The sequence below is a fragment of the Streptomyces sp. NPDC056161 genome (genome assembly GCF_042268025.1).
GTDB lineage: Bacteria > Actinomycetota > Actinomycetes > Streptomycetales > Streptomycetaceae > Streptomyces.
The window spans coordinates 76,834-93,625 of sequence record NZ_JBHJUV010000024.1; the positions used below are offsets into that span (position 1 = coordinate 76,834).

General features: G+C 73.7%; 16 protein-coding genes. 9 read left to right on the top strand and 7 right to left on the bottom strand.

The window, feature by feature from the left end:
- Positions 1-261: 261 nt before the first annotated feature.
- From ACFC09_RS22985 to ACFC09_RS22995, 3 genes are all read left to right on the top strand, one after another.
- Entirely contained in the window at positions 262-654 is a 393-nt protein-coding gene (locus tag ACFC09_RS22985) for an STAS domain-containing protein (protein WP_376531316.1), read from the top strand.
- Positions 655-843: 189 nt separating this feature from the next.
- Positions 844-2,175 carry a phosphoribosyltransferase family protein gene (locus ACFC09_RS22990; RefSeq protein WP_376531319.1) on the top strand — a complete coding sequence of 444 codons (1,332 nt, stop codon included), beginning with the start codon at positions 844-846 and terminating at the stop codon, positions 2,173-2,175.
- A gap of 170 nt (positions 2,176-2,345) precedes the next feature.
- Positions 2,346-3,494: a site-2 protease family protein gene (locus tag ACFC09_RS22995; RefSeq protein WP_376531321.1), complete on the top strand. Its 1,149-nt coding sequence runs from the start codon at positions 2,346-2,348 to the stop codon at positions 3,492-3,494.
- A 58-nt stretch (positions 3,495-3,552) separates the two neighbouring features.
- Here ACFC09_RS22995 and ACFC09_RS23000 read toward each other — a convergent pair whose 3' ends face one another.
- Positions 3,553-5,934: a phosphoketolase gene (locus tag ACFC09_RS23000; RefSeq protein ID WP_376531461.1), complete on the bottom strand. Its 2,382-nt coding sequence runs from the start codon at positions 5,932-5,934 to the stop codon at positions 3,553-3,555.
- A gap of 67 nt (positions 5,935-6,001) precedes the next feature.
- Here ACFC09_RS23000 and ppk2 point away from each other — a divergent pair, with 67 nt between their 5' ends.
- Positions 6,002-6,805, top strand: a complete 804-nt coding sequence (ppk2, locus tag ACFC09_RS23005; protein WP_376531323.1) for a polyphosphate kinase 2 — start codon at positions 6,002-6,004, stop codon at positions 6,803-6,805.
- Between the two features lie 202 nt (positions 6,806-7,007).
- Entirely contained in the window at positions 7,008-7,712 is a 705-nt protein-coding gene (locus ACFC09_RS23010) for a response regulator (RefSeq protein WP_376531325.1), read from the top strand.
- Positions 7,713-7,900: 188 nt separating this feature from the next.
- Here ACFC09_RS23010 and ACFC09_RS23015 read toward each other — a convergent pair whose 3' ends face one another.
- Positions 7,901-8,323: an Hsp20/alpha crystallin family protein gene (locus ACFC09_RS23015; RefSeq protein WP_376531327.1), complete on the bottom strand. Its 423-nt coding sequence runs from the start codon at positions 8,321-8,323 to the stop codon at positions 7,901-7,903.
- Positions 8,324-8,534: 211 nt separating this feature from the next.
- On the opposite strand from ACFC09_RS23015, the gene ACFC09_RS23020 reads away from it, so the two are divergent.
- A complete protein-coding gene (locus ACFC09_RS23020) occupies positions 8,535-8,978 on the top strand; it encodes a cyclic nucleotide-binding/CBS domain-containing protein (protein WP_376531329.1) in 444 nt (147 codons plus the stop codon).
- A gap of 24 nt (positions 8,979-9,002) precedes the next feature.
- Here ACFC09_RS23020 and ACFC09_RS23025 read toward each other — a convergent pair whose 3' ends face one another.
- From ACFC09_RS23025 to ACFC09_RS23040, 4 genes are all read right to left on the bottom strand, one after another.
- Positions 9,003-9,449, bottom strand: a complete 447-nt coding sequence (locus ACFC09_RS23025) for a universal stress protein (protein ID WP_376531332.1) — start codon at positions 9,447-9,449, stop codon at positions 9,003-9,005.
- Between the two features lie 241 nt (positions 9,450-9,690).
- Positions 9,691-10,743 carry a CapA family protein gene (locus ACFC09_RS23030; RefSeq protein WP_376531335.1) on the bottom strand — a complete coding sequence of 351 codons (1,053 nt, stop codon included), beginning with the start codon at positions 10,741-10,743 and terminating at the stop codon, positions 9,691-9,693.
- 514 nt (positions 10,744-11,257) lie between these two features.
- Positions 11,258-11,731, bottom strand: a complete 474-nt coding sequence (locus ACFC09_RS23035) for an SHOCT domain-containing protein (RefSeq protein WP_376531338.1) — start codon at positions 11,729-11,731, stop codon at positions 11,258-11,260.
- A gap of 180 nt (positions 11,732-11,911) precedes the next feature.
- Positions 11,912-12,448, bottom strand: a complete 537-nt coding sequence (locus ACFC09_RS23040) for a cupin domain-containing protein (RefSeq protein ID WP_376531341.1) — start codon at positions 12,446-12,448, stop codon at positions 11,912-11,914.
- Positions 12,449-12,927: 479 nt separating this feature from the next.
- Between ACFC09_RS23040 and ACFC09_RS23045 the strand changes: the two genes are divergently transcribed.
- The 3 genes from ACFC09_RS23045 (at position 12,928) to ACFC09_RS23055 (ending at position 15,117) form a co-directional block, all read left to right on the top strand.
- The gene (locus ACFC09_RS23045; protein WP_376531343.1) at positions 12,928-13,197 is read left to right on the top strand and encodes a hypothetical protein; all 270 of its coding nucleotides are present in this window, start codon (positions 12,928-12,930) and stop codon (positions 13,195-13,197) included.
- Between the two features lie 256 nt (positions 13,198-13,453).
- On the top strand, positions 13,454-14,599 hold the full coding sequence (locus ACFC09_RS23050; protein WP_376531346.1) for a PP2C family protein-serine/threonine phosphatase: 1,146 nt from the start codon (positions 13,454-13,456) through the stop codon (positions 14,597-14,599).
- Positions 14,600-14,745: 146 nt separating this feature from the next.
- Complete coding sequence (locus tag ACFC09_RS23055; protein WP_376531349.1) at positions 14,746-15,117, top strand: DUF2255 family protein; 372 nt, start codon at positions 14,746-14,748, stop codon at positions 15,115-15,117.
- 89 nt (positions 15,118-15,206) lie between these two features.
- Here ACFC09_RS23055 and ACFC09_RS23060 read toward each other — a convergent pair whose 3' ends face one another.
- Positions 15,207-16,634, bottom strand: a complete 1,428-nt coding sequence (locus ACFC09_RS23060) for an aldehyde dehydrogenase family protein (RefSeq protein WP_376531351.1) — start codon at positions 16,632-16,634, stop codon at positions 15,207-15,209.
- Positions 16,635-16,792: the final 158 nt, after the last annotated feature.

The following is a 16,792-nucleotide window of genomic DNA, read 5'->3' on the forward strand; positions in this document are numbered from 1 at the left end:
AGGGGAACACCGTGGCGCATCCGGATCCGGCTCGGTGCCGACGGCCGGTGCGGGCAGCGCGCCGCGCCGGGGCCCGGATCGCCGCTCAGCTCCAGCTTGTCCGGCGGCCGGGTGCCACGCTTGGGCCGGTCGGCCCCGGTGCCCGGCCGACGGGGCCCGTCCGTCCGCGGGGCCGCACGGGGGCCGAAAGTCCCTGCGGGCCCCGCAACGGGTACCGACCGGCCCTTCCGTGTGACCGGTTCCACACGCTTGTCTCGGGGCATGACCGACAACCGGACCGGTTCCGGCCCGCTGCACTCGGCACGCATCGTCGGCGGGGCCACCGTGGTCACGCTCCGCGGTGAGATCGACCTTCTGGCCGCCGCTCCGCTGTCGGCCCGGCTGGACGCGCTGACCGCCGGTCCCCGGCCCGACCTGGTGCTCGATCTGCGGACGGTCGATTTCATCGACTGCGCCGGGCTGGGGGTGCTCTGCCGCGCCCGCAACCGGGTGCAGGACCGGGACGGCCGGCTGCGGCTGGTCACCGACAGCGCCGAGTTCCGGCGGCTGCTGCGGGTCACGGGCCTGACGGACGCCTTCGAGGTGCACCCGCGGCTTCCGGGCTGCCTCGGCGGCGGGGCGCCCCCGGGCCCGCGCGCCGCGTCGACGGGCTGAGCACGGCGGGCGGCGGGGCTCCGCCCGGCGCGACCGCCACGGCCGCGCCGGAGGGACCCGGTCCGGACACGCCGTGAGGGACGAAGGCCCCGCGAAGGCCGGACTTCCCGGACGAGGAGCGGGTCTCGGTCGAGGACAGCCGGTGGCCCCGGCGACGGGAAGAGTGGGCCGCGCGCGAGGAGGTGCCGCATGCCGTTCGAGGACCGTACGGAGGCCGGGCGCCGCCTCGCCCGGCGGCTGGAGCGGCTGCGCGGCCCGGACGTGATCGTGCTCGGGCTGCCGCGCGGCGGGGTCCCGGTGGCGTACGAGGTGGCACGGGCGCTGGACGCTCCGCTGGACGTACTGGTGGTGCGCAAGCTCGGGGTTCCGTGGCAGCCCGAGCTTGCGTTCGGGGCGATCGGCGAGCGGGACGTGCGGGTGCTCAACGACGACGTGGTCGCGGACACCGGTCTCGAAACGGACGAGCTGGCGGCCGTCGAGGAGGCGGAGCGGGCGGAACTCGAACGCCGGGTGCGCCGCTACCGGGTCGGCCGTGCCCCCGAACCGCCGGCCGGACGGACCGCGGTGATCGTGGACGACGGGGTGGCGACCGGCGCCACCGCGGAGGCCGCCTGCCGGGTCGTGCGGCAGGCGGGCGCGGCCCGGATCGTGCTCGCCGTCCCGGTCGGACCGCAGGGGACGCTCAGCCGGCTGCGGACCGTGGCCGACCAGGTGGTGTGCCTTCAGACGCCGCGCCACCTCGGCGCGGTCGGCGCCTGGTACCACGACTTCACGCAGACCACCGACGACGAGGTCGCCGCGCTGCTCGGGCGGGCCGCGGGGCACCCTCCGGCGGCCCGCCCGCGCCCGTCCAACCGGGAGGTCGAGGTACCGGCGGGGCCGGTGCGGCTGGCCGCCCGGTTCGAACTCCCGGACCGGGCGCCGGCCGTGGTGGCGTTCGCGCACGGCAGCGGGAGCGGTCGGCACAGCCCGCGCAACCGGCATGTCGCCGCCGTCCTCAACCGCGCCGGTCTGGGCACGCTGCTGCTCGACCTGCTCACCGAGGACGAGGAGCACGACCGGCACAACGTGTTCGACATCATCCTGCTGGCGGGCCGGCTGCGGGCCGCGTCCGCCTGGCTGCGCCGGGAGACCGGGCTGCCCGTGGGGTACTTCGGCGCGAGCACCGGTGCGGGTGCGGCGCTGGAGGCCGCCGCGGACGACCCGGAGATCGGCGCCGTCGTCTCCCGCGGCGGCCGTCCCGACCTCGCCTCCCCCGCCGCGCTGTCCCGGGTCCGGGCGCCGACACTGCTGATCGTCGGCGGCCATGACTGCCGGGTGCTGAGCCTCAACCGGCTGGCCGCGGACTGGCTGCGGTGTGAGCACCGGCTGGCCGTCGTGCCGGGCGCGGGTCATCTCTTCGCCGAGCCGGGCACCCTGGCCGCGGCCGCCGTCCTGGCCCGCGACTGGTTCACCGCGCACCTGACCCACCCGGAAACGGGCGTTGCGGAAGCGGGCGGCCCGCCACCGCCTTCGCCCTGATCCATCGGGCACGGACCCGGCTGGAGCCGACCGGCCCTGTCCGCTTGCCGCACGGCGCCGGACAATGGAGGTACCGCGGGAGCGTCCCGCGGTGTGCACGAGGCCGCCGGGCCGCTGTCGCCGGACGGCGGCCGCCGACTCCGCTAGCCGGAGGGCGAGGCGAGAGATTCGTGAAAGAGACGCTGTCCCTCGGCCGGATCGCCGGCGTACGCGTCGGGCTGAACTGGAGCGTGCTGGTCATCGTCGTACTGGTGACGCTCGCGCTCGCCCGGGGCCGCTTCCCCGCGGCCCATCCCGGCTACTCCGCCGCCGCCTACTGGGCGCTCGCCCTGCTGACCGCGGTGGTCTTCCTCGCCTCGCTGCTGGTGCACGAACTCGCCCACGCGATGGTCGCGCGGCGCAACGGCGTGCAGGTGGAGGGGATCACGCTGTGGATGCTGGGCGGCGCCGCCCGGCTGCACGGCGAGGCGCCGAGCCCGGCCGCGGAGTTGCGCATCGCCGGCGTGGGCCCGCTGACCAGCGCGCTGGCCGGCGGTGTGTTCGCCGGACTGGCGGCGTGGTTCGCGGCGCTGCGCGTGCCGGGGCTGATCGTCGAGGCGGTGGCGTGGCTGGCCGCGATCAACATCGTGCTGGCCCTCTTCAACGCGCTGCCCGCCGCCCCGCTGGACGGCGGCCGGCTGCTGCGGGCGCTCCTGTGGCACCGCACCGGTGACCGGCTGCGGGCCACCCGGGGAGCCTCGGCCGCGGGGCGGGCCCTCGGCTGGTTCCTGGTGGCGGCCGGTTTCGCCGCCGTGCTGTTCGCCGGGAACCTCTCCGGGCTGTGGTCGGCCCTGATCGGCTGGTTCCTGATCGCGGCGGCGACCGCGGAGGTCCGCCAGGCCGAGATGCAGGGCGCGCTGGAGGGCGTCCCGGTCGGAAGGGTCATGACCCGGGACCCGATCACGGTGCCGTCCTGGACGACCGTCGCGGGCTTCCTCGCCGAGGGGCCGTTCGGCCCCTACCGGCACTCCGCCTTCCCCGTCGTGGCGCCGGACGGCTCGCTGGCCGGGCTGTTCACCATGGGCATGGCCGAGCGGACTCCGGCGCGGGCCCGGACGCGGACGACGGTCGGTGACGTGATGCGCCGGCTGCCGGACGTCGTGACGGTCGGCCCCGACGAGCCGGTGGTGGACCTGCTGCCCCGATTGCAGGGGGGCGGCCTGCGCCGGGCCCTGGTGCTGGACGGCGACCGGCTCGTCGGCATCGTCACCCTCGCCGACATCACCCGCGCGCTGACGTGGCCGACCGCGGCACCACGGCAGCCGCGGCAACCGCACTGAGCGGCACCCCCGTCACGCGCGTCGGCGCGCCGACCGGATCCCCGGGCCCCTGCCGCGGTCAGGCGGTCCAGCTCCACTCCGCGACCTCGGGCAGGTCCAAGCCGTGCGCGCGGATCCAGGTGTGGTGACGGGCGCGGGCGTCCGCCATCGTCTGGCGCACGCCCGCCGCACGCACGGCGAGCCCGGGAACGCGGTCGATGACGTCCATCACCAGCCGGAAACGGTCGAGGTCGTTGCGGACCACCATGTCGAACGGGGTGGTCGTGGTACCGGACTCCTTGTAGCCGCGCACATGCAGGTGATCGTGACCGTCCCGGCGGTAGGTGAGCCGGTGGACCAGCCACGGGTAGCCGTGGTAGGCGAAGATGACCGGCTTGTCGGTGGTGAACAGGCCGTCGTACTCGAAGTCGGTCATCCCGTGCGGGTGTGCGTCGTGGGGCAGCAGCCGGGTCATGTCGACGACGTTGACGACGCGCACGGCGAGCTGCGGCAGGTGCCGGCGCAGCAACTGCGCCGCGGCCAGCACCTCCTGGGTGGGCACGTCGCCCGCGCAGGCCAGCACCACGTCGGGTTCGCCGCCCTCCTCGGTGCCCGCCCACTCCCAGATGCCGGCGCCACGCGCGCAGTGCACCCGGGCCTGGTCCATGGACAGCCAGTCGAAGCAGGGCTGCTTGCCGGCCACGATGACGTTGACGTGGTCCCGGCTGCGCAGGGCGTGGTCCGCGACCGACAGCAGCGTGTTGGCGTCCGGCGGCAGGTAGACGCGCACGACCTCGGGGCTCTTGTTGAGGACGTGGTCGACGAAGCCGGGGTCCTGGTGGGAGAAGCCGTTGTGGTCCTGCCGCCACACGTGTGAGGTCAGCAGGTAGTTGAGGGAGGCGATCGGCGCCCGCCACGGCAGTTCGCGGGACGTCTTCAGCCACTTGATGTGCTGGTTGACCATCGAGTCGACGATGTGCACGAACGCCTCGTAGCAGGAGAACAGCCCGTGTCGGCCGGTGAGCAGGTAGCCCTCCAGCCAGCCCTGGCACAGGTGCTCGGAGAGGACCTCCACCACCCGGCCGTGCCGGTCCAGGTACTCGTCCACCGGCAGGGTCTTCTCCTGCCATGCCTTTCCGCTGGCCTCGAAGACGGCCTGGAGCCGGTTGGAGGCCGTCTCGTCCGGACCGACCAGCCGGAAGTCGCGGCGGTCCTGGGTGTCGGCCATGACCTGTTCGAGGAGGGTGCCGAGGATCCGGGTCGGTTCGTGCAGGCTGGTGCCCGGCTTGTCCACCGGTACGGCGAAGTCGTCCAGGGAGCGGATCGGCAGGTCGCGGACGAGGAGGCCGCCGTTGGCGTACGGAGTGGCGCCGAGCCGCGCCGCTCCGGCCGGGACGTGCGCGAGGACGTCGGCGACGGGCCGGCCGTCTTGGTCGAACAGTTCGTCCGGGCGGTACGAGCGCAGCCACCCCTCCAGTTGCCGCAGGTGCCCGGGGTTCTCGCGGACGCCGGGCAGCGGGACCTGGTGGGCGCGCCAGGTGCCCTCGACCGGTACGCCGTCGACCTCGGCGGGGCCGGTCCAGCCCTTCGGGGTGCGCAGCACGATCAGCGGCCAGTGCACGCGTTGGGTGCTGCCCTCCTCGCGGGCGGCACGCTGCGCCCGCGCGATGCGGTCCAGGGCCCGGTCGAAGGCGGCGGCCAGGTCGCGGTGCACCTGCGCCGGGTCGTCGCCGGACACCTGGATCGGCTCGTGTCCGTACCCGCGCAGCAGCGCGTCCAGTTCGGGCTCCGGCAGCCGGGCGAGCACCGTCGGGTTGGCGATCTTGTAGCCGTTGAGGTGGAGGATCGGCAGGACGGCGCCGTCGTGCACCGGGTCGAGGAACTTGTCGGAGTGCCAGGAGGCGGCCAGCGGGCCGGTCTCCGCCTCGCCGTCGCCGATCACGCAGGCGACCAGCAGACCGGGGTGGTCGAAGGCGGCCCCGTAGGCGTGGGCCAGCGAGTAGCCCAGTTCGCCGCCCTCGTGGATGGAGCCGGGTGTCTCCGGCGCCACATGGCTCGGCACACCGCCGGGGAAGGAGAACTGCCGGAACAGCCGCGCCATCCCGGCCGCGTCCCGTGTCACGTCCGGATAGGTCTCGCTGTAGCTGCCCTCCAGCCAGGAGTTCGCGAGGACGGCCGGCCCGCCGTGCCCGGGACCCCATACGCACAGCGCGTCCAGACCGCGCGCCGCGATCACCCGGTTGAGGTGGGTGTACACCAGGTTGAGGCCGGGCGTGGTGCCCCAATGGCCGAGCAGCCGCGGTTTGATGTGCTCCGGGCGCAACGGCTCGGTCAGCAGCGGGTTCGCGAGCAGGTAGATCTGCCCGGCCGCGAGGTAGTTGGCGGCCCGCCAGTGCGCGTCCAGGGTGCGCAGTTCCTCGTCGGAAAGTACGGTGGCGTCCTGGTGTTCGGCAGGCGGCATGAGTGCTCCGGAAGTCATCGACGCAGGTCATCGAGCGGTTCGTAGGTCATCGGGCGGTGGAGGCGGCATGGCCGGCAAGCAGGCGGAAACGCTGCCGCGCAAGGTGTACGAGAAGGAACTGCTGCGCCTGCAGACGGAGTTGGTCAAGCTCCAGGAATGGGTGCGGACGGAGGGCGCCCGCCTTGTCGTCATCTTCGAGGGGCGGGACGCGGCGGGCAAGGGGAGCACCATCAAGCGGGTCACGGAGCACCTGAATCCGCGGGTGGCGCGGATCGCGGCGCTGCCCAAGCCGACCGAGCGCGAGCGGACCCAGTGGTACTTCCAGCGGTACGTGGAGCATCTGCCCGCCGCCGGGGAGATCGTGCTGTTCGACCGGTCCTGGTACAACCGGGCCGGGGTGGAGCGCGTGATGGGTTTTTGCACCAAGGAGGAGTACCAGCTGTTCCTGCGGCAGTGCCCGATCTTCGAGCGGATGCTGGTGGAGGACCGGATCCTGCTGCGCAAGTACTGGTTCTCGGTGAGCGACGCGGTGCAGGAGGAGCGGTTCCGGCGGCGGCTGGACGATCCGGTGCGGCGGTGGAAGCTGTCGCCGATGGATCTGGAGTCGATCGCCCGCTGGGAGGCGTACTCCCGGGCGAAGGACGAGATGCTGGTGCACACGGACATCTCCGAGGCGCCCTGGTACGTCGTCGAGAGCGACGACAAGCGCCGGGCGCGGCTGAACATGATCGCCCATCTGCTGGGCTCGGTGCCGTACCACGAGGTGCCCCCGCCGGTACTGGAACTGCCGCCCCGGCCGCCGTCGACCGGCTACCAGCGCCCGCCGCGCGATCTGCAGACCTACGTCCCCGACCACACGGCGGACCTCTGAACCACCCGTGTCGGCCACGCGCGTCCGGCGACCGGGCCCGTGCCCGTGCCCCCTCGGCGGTGCGCCCGGGAACCGGTCCGTGCGGCCGGACGAGTGGGGCGGGTGCCTGGGCCGGTCGGCCCTGGTGTCCGCGGGACGGGCGGGCAATGATCGTTGTCGTGGGCGGCCGGCGGACCGATCGCCGCCCTGGAACGAGGGGCGCATGAACGCGACACGCACATTCACGGAGCAGGATCCCATCCGGGTGTTCCTGCTGGACGACCACGAGGTCGTGCGGCGCGGGCTGATCGATCTGCTCGACTCCGAACCCGACATCACCGTGGTGGGCGACGCGGACACGGCGCAGCACGCGATCGTCCGGGGTCCGGCGCTCCGCCCGGACGTCGCGGTGCTCGACGTGCGCCTGCCGGACGGCGACGGCATCACGGTCTGCCGGGAACTGCGCGACCGCATGCCGGGCCTGGCCTGTCTGATGCTGACGTCGTTCGACGACGAGGACGCGCTGCTCGACGCCATCATGGCCGGTGCCGCGGGCTATGTCCTCAAGCAGATCAAGGGCTCCGACCTGGTCTCGGCGGTGCGGACGGTCGCGTCCGGGCAGTCGATGCTGGACCCGGCGACGACGGCCCGGCTGATGCGCTCCCTGCGTGCCGATCCCGCGCAGACTCCCGCCGTGCCGTCGGAGCTGGCGAACCTGTCGCCCCGCGAGCGGGACATCCTCGCCCTGATCGGGGACGGGCTGACCAACCGGGAGATCGGCCGACGGCTGTACCTGTCGGAGAAGACCGTCAAGAACCACATCTCGCGGCTGCTGGCCAAGCTGGGCGTGCAGCGCCGGGTGCAGGCGGCGGTCCTCGCCTCCCAGCTGGAGCAGTCGGAGCGGGGCGAGAGCGGCCGGGACGGGTGACGGCCGAGAGGGACGGGGACGGAGGTCGGCCGCAGGCGGCCGGGACAGGGTCGGGCAGCGGAGGGGGTCGGGTATGCGCAGAGCCCGGCCCGGGGCCGTCCCGGCCGCTGAGGCGCGGGTACGGCGCGGATCCGGGCGGGGCTCGGGCGCGGGTCCGGCGGGGCTCAGTCGCCGGTCCGGGCGAGGGCTCAGGTGCCGTGCTGGATCTCGACGTGCTTGGCCTCGGGCTTCTCGCTGCCCAGGCCCACGCTGACGGTGAGAATGCCGTCGGTGTAGTCGGCCCTGACATCGTCCTCGTCGGCCCCGGGCGGCAGCGGGACGCTCCGGCTCATCGAGCCGTAGCGGATCTCGCTGCGGTTCTTCTCCACGTCCCGTTCGGTGCGCTCGGCCCTGACGGTCAGCATCCCGTCGCCGATCTCGACGTCGATGTCCTCGGGGGCCATCCCGGGCAGCTCCGCCCGCAGCACGTACCGGCCCTCCTCCATGAAGTCCTCGATGCGGACCGTGTACAGGTCGCCCATGGTCGGCATCGCGAACCGCGCGGGGAAGGACTCGAACCACTCGGGAATCTCCGGGAAGGGGAACCTCTGCCTACGTGTCAGTGTCGTCATCGCCGTGCCTCCTCGGCCCTGGTTGCCGCTGCTGACACTTCCCAGTCCACCGCGTGCCCCGTCGGCCCGCTGAGGCCGAACAGCCCATGCCCAGGGGCCCCAAAGTCCCTTTCGCCCGATGCCGCCACCGCGACACTGGTGTCAGGGACAGTCCGTGCCCCGCACGGATCGCGAGGATCCAGGCCCGCACGGATCGCGAGGAGACCGATCCATGAAGGTCCGCGACGTGATGAGCGCTCCGGCCGTCACCGTCCCTCCGCACGCCCTGCTCGCGGAGGTGATCCGGCGGATGGCGGACCACGCCGTGGGATCCGTGGTCGTCGTCGAGGACGGCGGGCCGTGCGGCATCGTCACCGATCGCGACCTGGCGATGCGGGCGCTGGGCGTCGGCATGAGTCTGTCGGCGCGGGCGTCGGAGGTGATGTCCCCGCGGCCGGTCACGGTCGACGCCGCCGACGAACTGCACGTGGCCTACCGGGCTATGCGTCTCGCCGGTGTGCGCCGGCTGCCGGTGCTGGACGGACGGCGGGTGGTGGGGGTGGTCACCGCCGACGATCTGCTCCTCGACGTCTTCCAGCGACTGTCCGACCTGTTGGGCCCGGTGGCCCGCAGCATCCTCGAAGAGGCGCCGGGTTCCCCGGAGCCGCGACGGTGACCGCGGGCCCTCGCTCGCGGGCACTCACGGCCGGGGCGCCGCCGCGCGGACGATCACGACGGGACAACTCGCGTGCTGGGCGACGTGCCCGCTGACGGAACCGAGCAGGGCTCGGGCGAAGCCGCCCCGCCCGTGGCTGCCGACGACCAGGGCCTCGGCGCCCTCGGCCGCCCGCAGCAACACCTCGACGGGATGGCCGCGCACCAGCAGCGCTCTGACCGAACCCGCCTCCGGGCCCAACGCCTCCCGCAACTCCTCGGCGAGCCGTCGCCGGGCGTCCTCCTCGTCGAAGTCGGTGTCGACGGCGGGCGCCGACCAGCCCTCGATCCCCGGCAGTTCCCAGGCGGCCACCGCGTCCACACCGCCGCCGCCGAGACCGGCGTACCGTGCGGCCCAGCGCACCGCCGCACGCGCGGACGACGAACCGTCGACGCCCACCACGATCCGCGGCCCCGAGACACCCGTGTCCATCCGTCCCACCTCTCCTGCGGTCCGCTCCCCGACCGCGCCAGTGCACCGTCGCCCCTCCACGCTGCGGGACACACGGCGCCCCGCCGCGGAGGCGCGCCCCGGGGGATGGCATACGGGTGGTCCGGGCAGGAGGTGGCACGGTCACGAGGCGGCGCGGTCACGAGGCGGCGCGGCGACGTGACGGTCCGGTCCGGTCCGGTCCGGTCCGGTCCCACGGTATTGCGGTCACCCGCTGGTCCGGTCACGCGGTACTGCGGCCACGTGATGGTCGGGTCCCGCGGTGATCCGATCCGCGGTGGTCCGGTCGACTCGCGCGGGCCGCGGGGCGCCGCCAGAGCGCGCGGAGCCGGCCGCCCTCGTCGACGACGTCCGTGCCCAGTTCGGCACAGGCGCGGATCAGCCGGTCGGCGATCCAGCGGTACTCCGCCCGGTCGGCGAGGCGGGTGTGGCAGTGGTCCAGGGCGAGCGGAACCGCCTCGGTCCGCAGCGGGCCGTGTTCGTCGAGGGTGACCAGCCACAGCAGCCCGAGGTCGTTGCGGAGCGCCGGGTGGACCGCGTAGTCGTCGATGAAGTCACCCAGGTCGAACAGGACGCGCCGGGTGAAACCGTGGAAGACGTGCGCCGAGTGCCCGATCACGAGGTCCGCCCCCGCCTCGGTGAGGGCGGGCGCGGCACGCAGGACGTGCGGCACCGGGCGCGCGGTCATGTTCGGACCCCAGTGCGCGCTGACCAGGACCAGATCCGTCTCCCGGGACAGTTCGCGGATCGTGTCGGTGAGCCACCGGGGCGCGTCCTCGTGCCAGAGGTCGGCGTAGGCCACGCCGGGCCGGTCGGGGTCCGCGGCGAACTCGGCGGGGTGGTCGGTGACGGCGACGATGCCGAGGCGCAGGCCGCCGGCCGCCAGGCGGAGCGGGGCGCGGGCCTCGGTGACGGTCGGCCCGGCCCCGACGCTGCGGATGCCCGCCAGGGCCAGCCGGGCCCGGGTGTCGAGGAGCGCATCGGGGCCGTAGTCGAGGGCGTGGTTGTTGGCGAGGACCGCCACGTCGACGCCGAGCCCCGCCAGGACGTCGACGGCTCGGGGCGGGGCGCGGAAGAAGAAGGTCTTCCCGGGCACTCCGACCGGGGAGCCCCTGTCGGACACGCAGCATTCGAGGTTGAGCAGGAACAGGTCGGCGTCGCGGACGGCGTGGCGGACCGCGGGAGTGAACAGGGGGCGGGGCGTGCTGTGGGCGAGGACCTCGGCGACGTCCCGGCCCAGCATGGTGTCGCCCGCCAGGGCGACGGTGACGGCCATGAACCCGCACCTCCACTCTTCCGCCCGCGGCCCCGCTCGCTCGGCGGCGGTGCGGCCGGCGCGTGAGCGGGAAGGCGAGGGGCGGTCCGGGGTGGGGGTGCGGGGCCCGCGCGGCCGTCCGGGGAATGCGGGGCACGGACCGTGCCGTCACCCGTTCCCGCGCGCGGGCCCGCCCGCCCCGCCCGCGAGCCACGCCACCCACGCCCCGCGCCGCCACCCCAGCACGACGGGAGCCGGGTGGCGCGTGGGTCGGGGCCTTGAGGAACGGCCTCGATCCCGCGGATCTCCCGGGCCTGTGTCCACCGTGACACGGGACCGCCCCCGCCGCAGGGGCCGAACGGCCCCGCGCCGGGGGCCGATCGCCCCACCGACACCTCCGTGGACTCCGGCAGCAGGCGTCGCGGTGCGGCGTACGCACGCGCCGTACGGCATGCCGCGTCGACACGGCACGCGGATGTGCGGCCAGGGCGACGCGGATGTGCGGCCGGGGCGACGCGAGTGTGCGGCGGACCGGTCAGCGATCGGCGGCGCCGGGCGGCACGGTGCTCTGTCCGGCCCCCGGCCCGGCGCCGTGACCGGACAGCACCAGTTCCTTGGCCCGGCGGAACTCGTCGTCCGAGATGTCACCGCGGGTGCGCAGGTCGGACAGCTTGACGAGTTCGTCGGCGCTGCTCGGTTGCGCCGGTCCGGCGGTGCGTCGGACGTAGCTGTCGAACGCCTCCTGCTGGGAGCGTGCATGCGCCATCTCGCGGCGTCCCATGCCCTCGCCGCGGGCGACGAGATAGACGAAGACGCCGAGGAAGGGCAGCACGATGACGAAGATCGTCCAGCCCGTCTTGGCCCAGCCGCTGAGGGAGTCGTCGCGGAAGACGTCCATGACGACCCGGAACAGCACGACGAACCACAGGATCCACAGGAAGAACCAGAGCAGCGTCCAGAACGCGCTCAGCAGCGGATAGTCGTACGCGAGGTACGTCTGCGCGGTCATTGCCGTCCTCCGTCCCGGGCAGCCGCCCGCGTAGTGCCTTGCCGTTGTGTTGCCTTGTCGCTCGACGCACTCAGCGTGCACGGGGCGGGAGTGAGGCGGCCTCACCCGGGACGGGTGAGCGTGCGGCGGCTCGTCCCGCGGCAACCGCACGCCCCGTCCGCGGCGTCGCGGCGTCCGCGGTCACTCCGCCTGCTCCTCCTTGTCGAGCACGTACAGCCCTGGCAGGTTGACGACGATCGCCTCCTGGGTGCTGCGGGCGATGACGATGACCGCCTCGGTGTCGGTGCTGGGGTTCTCCTCACGGTGCGGGACGAACGGCGGTACGAAGACGTAGTCGCCGGGTGCCGTACGGATCCGCACCTCCTCGGGTGTGCCGGAGGAGTCGTCGAGGAAGACGAATTCCGGGTTGCCCCTCAGGATGTGGATGGCGGTCTCGGAGGGACCGTGGTGGTGGTCGGAGGAGGCGATGCCAGGCGAGACATGGGTCTGGCCCATCCAGACGCGCTCCGATCCGACGGTGCGGCCGCTGACGGCGGCGAAGCGTCGCATGCCCTCGGTCTGCGCGGTCCTGTCGTCGAGCGCATCGGCGCGGATGTGGTGCACCCGGGCCCGCGACGGCGGGACGGGACCGGCGGGACGGGTGAGGTCGGGGTGGAAGGCGTCGTGCTCGCCCTCCGTGCCGGACGCACCGGTGAGGGATGTCTCGTGCGAGGTCATGGGGGTTCCTGCTCGTCGAAGGAGCGGGTGCGGCCGGGCCGGGACCGGCGCACCACCGGGACGGATCGGGCGGCCTGGCCGGGCGGGCGTCGGAACGTCCGCCCGGCCATGCGTCCATCGTCCGCCCGTGGGCCGGTACGCGCACGGTCCGGTGACCACGGCGGCAGCCCGCCGACCGAAGTGATCCCGGCCGCGGTGCACACCGACGGCACCGACCGGCACCTGACCGGGGCAATGACGTCCCTGGGCCGAGCCCCTCACCCACCCCGGAAGGAAAGAAAATGGCAAGAGATGGGCAAGAGACATCGGCCGCGCGCTCGGCGCCCATCTGCGGCCTTACAAAGAGATAAACCCCCTTTGGGGAAATTCATACACTTATCAGGATTTCTTACTCCACAGAGCCGACAAACTTGGACACACGAGACAGGGGCGCCTACGGCCCCGTTCGTCGTCTCGTCGGCTTGCTGATGGGAGTCACCATGAACACCTCTCTCCGTAACCGCGGCAGGCGTGCGGTGGGCACCGGCGTCCACTCGCACGCGCTGCTGTCGGCCGGTGCGGCGGGAGCCCGCGCCGCGAACGCCGCGCCGGGTTCGCGCCACCCCGTGCCGCACGGTGCCACGCACCGGCACAGGGCCACCGCGATCTCGGTCCGGGCCACTCCGACCGTCGTGCGGCACGGGGAACAGGTCAGGTTCAGCGGGCGCACCTCGGGCCTCTCCCCCACGCCGGCCGTGACGGTACGGTGAGGGGCACCGGGAGGCGCGCGTAACCCCGCTCGACGAACGGGGAGACGCCCACCTCCCACACCGGCCTCGACCGCCGCCGGGCCCGCCTGCACACGGGCTCCGGATCGGCCGAGGTCGTACGGCGGGTGACGCCGGTGGCGACCCGGTCGGGCCGCCCGAAGCACGGCGTCCGGCCGGGCCAGGCCGGGCCCCAGCCGCCGACTCCAGCGTTCGCGCCCGTGCGCGAACCCTTCCGGCGCGGTGCACTGTGGGAGACATGTTCGCCTCGCAGCAACTCTTCGCCCGGCCGTGGCTACCCTGGCGGCCGAGCCGCTTGCTGCTGCTCGTTCCCCTGGTGCTGATCGTCATGATCACGGTGGCCGACATCGTGTCGCCGGTGGACATCGTGCTCGGTCCCCTGCTGGTCATCGCACCGGCGGTCACCGCATGGTTCGAGGGCCCGCTGCTGACAGGGGCCATCGGGGGCATCGCGGTGGCGGCCCAGGCGATCATCGGCTGGCGTTCCAACGTCCTGTGGACGCGGAACACCATCGTGCAGGTCTTCGCCCTGATCGTGCTCTCCCTCCTGATCGTGGTGTTCTGCGCGATCCGCGACCGGCGCAGTCGCGAACTGGCCCAGGTCCGATCCGTCGCCGAGGCGGCCCAGCGGGTCCTGCTGTGGCCGCTGCCGCACCGGCTCGGCACGCTGCAACTCGCCTGCGTCTACATGGCCGCCGAAGAGGAGGCCGAGATCGGGGGCGACCTGTACGCCGCGGCCCGCGGCACGGAGGGCACCCGGGTGGTCATCGGCGATGTGCGGGGCAAAGGTCTGTCCGCCATCGGGGAGGCGGCACTCCTGCTCGGCGCGTTCCGTGAGGCCGCGCACCACAACTCGGCCCTGCCGGAGCTGGCCGCCTCGCTGGAACAGAGCGTCACGCGCTACCTGGCCGACTTCGAACCCACGGAGGAGATGGGCGAGCGGTTCGCCACCGCCCTGCTGCTGGAGATCCCGGACAACGATCCGGTCGCCCGGTTGACCAGCTGCGGCCACCTGGCGCCGCTGCTGTTGCAGGACGGCCATCCGGCGACCCTCCCCGACCTGGTCCCCTCGCCCCCGCTCGGGGTCGGTCTGACCGACCCGGGTGACGCGGCGGTGGCGGTGCTGCCGTTCGCCGTCGGGGACACGCTGCTGCTGTACACCGACGGCGTCGTCGAGGCCCGCGACCGCGGCGGGGCCTTCTACCCCCTGGCGGAACGCGTCACCCAGTGGTCCGGGCAGTCTCCGCAGGCCCTCCTCCACCACATCCAGCACGATCTGCTCGCGTACACCGGTGGCCGGCTCGGCGACGACGCCGCCCTCATCGCCATCCGCCGCGCCCCCGCCGCGGACCACCCGGCCCTGCGGCTCCCGCACACCCGCTGAGCCACCGCCGTCCGGCCCTGGCGCGCATGCCCCTCGGCGTGCCGTCGGGCCGCCCCCGGCTCGTCGCGACGGGCGACGCCGGTCATGCTGGTGAGTACGGCCCGCCGCCTCGCACGTCCGACCGACTTCCCGAGGGAGACCCTCCGATGACGACATGGACGAACGACGAACTGACCAGGATCGGCACGGCCGACGAACTCCAGATGGCCCCGGCCCGCGGCGACGGCACCCTGCGCGCGCCGGTGCCGATCTGGGTCGTCCGGGACGGCGACGATCTCTACATCCGCTCCTACCGCGGCGGCGACGGCGTGTGGTGGCGCACCGCCCACACGAGCCACGAGGGCCACATCCGCTCCGGCGGCGTCGACAAGGACGTGACCCTCGTCGAGGAGGCCGACTCCACCGTCAACGACCGCATCGACACGGCGTACCGCACGAAGTACGGCCGCTACGGCGGCTCCTACGTCGACCCGATGGTGGCCGCCCGGAGCACCACGCTGAAACTCGTCCCGCGGTGACCGGACCGGCGGACCCGTCCTGACGCCGGGTCGGACGGGCCCGCCGGACCAGCGGCCCCCGTCCGACCCGGCGTGCGGGCCCGGGGACCTCAGTTCGGCCGGTACAGGAGCTGTGGGGTCGTGAAGGACCGCAGGCCCCACAGGCCGCCCCCGGTTCCCAGGCCGCTCCACTTGCTGCCGCGGAACGGGAGGTGGAGTTCGATCGTGCCGTGGTCGTTGACCCAGCACGTGCCGCTGTCCAGCCGGCGCCCGACGGCCAGCGCCCGCTCCGGGTCACTGCTCCACACCGAGGCGCCCAGGCCGTAGTGGGTGGCGTTGGCGCGGTTGACGGCGTCGTCCAGGTCGTCGAAGGCGATGACGGGCAGCACCGGTCCGAACTGTTCCTCGTCGACGACCGCGGTGCCGTCCTCGGCGCCCATGAGCACGGTGGGTCGGAAGAAGTAGCCGGGACCGGCCGACGGCCGCCCGCCCGACACCGCGACGGCGCCCCGCGACAGCGCGTCCGCGACGAGCCCGCTCACCCGCTTCCACTGGGCGCAGGTGGTGACGGGCCCCAGCTCGGTGCCCGTGTCCTTGCCGTCACCGACCTCGGTCCCGCCGGCGAGGTCGGCGAGGGCCCGCACCAGCGGACGGAAGACGGCACGGGACGCGTAGACGCGTTTCGGGGCGACACAGGTCTGCCCGTTGTTCCGGAAGGCCGCCGCGAACAGCTTCGGCGCCGTCGTCGCGGGGTCGGCGTCGTCGAGGACGAGGGCCGCGTCGTTCCCGCCGAGGCCGAGGGACAGCCGTTTCAGATCGGGGGCCACCCCGGCGGCCACCTCCTTCCCTGCGGACACCGACCCCGTGAAGCAGACCTTGCGGGCCAGCGGGTGCACGCTCACGGCGGCACCGAGCCGGTCGCCGCCGCTCAGCACATTGAGCACGCCGTCCGGCAGCCGGTCGCGCAACAGCGCGCCGAAGGCCAGCGAGGCGAGCGGGGTGTGCGGGGACGGCTTGAGCACCACGGTGTTGCCCGCCCGCAGGGCCGGGGCGATCCGGGAGGCGGCCAGGACGAGGGGGAAGTTCCAGGTCGTGATCACCGCGACCGGGCCGATGGGCCGGTGCGCCACCTCCGCGTAGCGCCGGCCGTCGTCGTGCACCACCTCCCGGTCCAGCGGCAGGTCCGCGTAGTAGCGCAGCCAGGCAGCGGCGGCGTGCACCTCCCGCACCGCGTCCGGCAGCGGCTTGCCCTGTTCCGCGGTGAGGATGTCGGCCAGCGGCAGCGCCGCGTCGGCGACGACGTCGGACGCCGCGAGCAGCGCCACCCGCCGGACGTCGTCGCGCAGGCTCCACACCGGGAAGGCCCGCAGGGCGGCGTCGAAGGCCCGGTCGAGGTCCTCCCCGCGGGCGAGCGGCGCCCGTGCGACGGACTTCTCGGTCGCCGGATCGAGGACGTCGAAGGTGGACGGTGGGCGTACCGGTCCGCCGTCGATGGTCAGGGCGGGGACACCGTCGACGAGATCCGGAAGGTCGACCATGGCTGCGGCTCCCTTCGGCTGCGCGGGCCATCCGGTCGTTGCCGGATGCGAAGACGCAGTCCACCGTGGCGCACGGGAGACCGGAGCGGCGTTATAGCAGGGGGTGGACCGCGGTACCAGATTTCCCGGGCCGCCCTCACCCCCAGGTACCAGGCCCG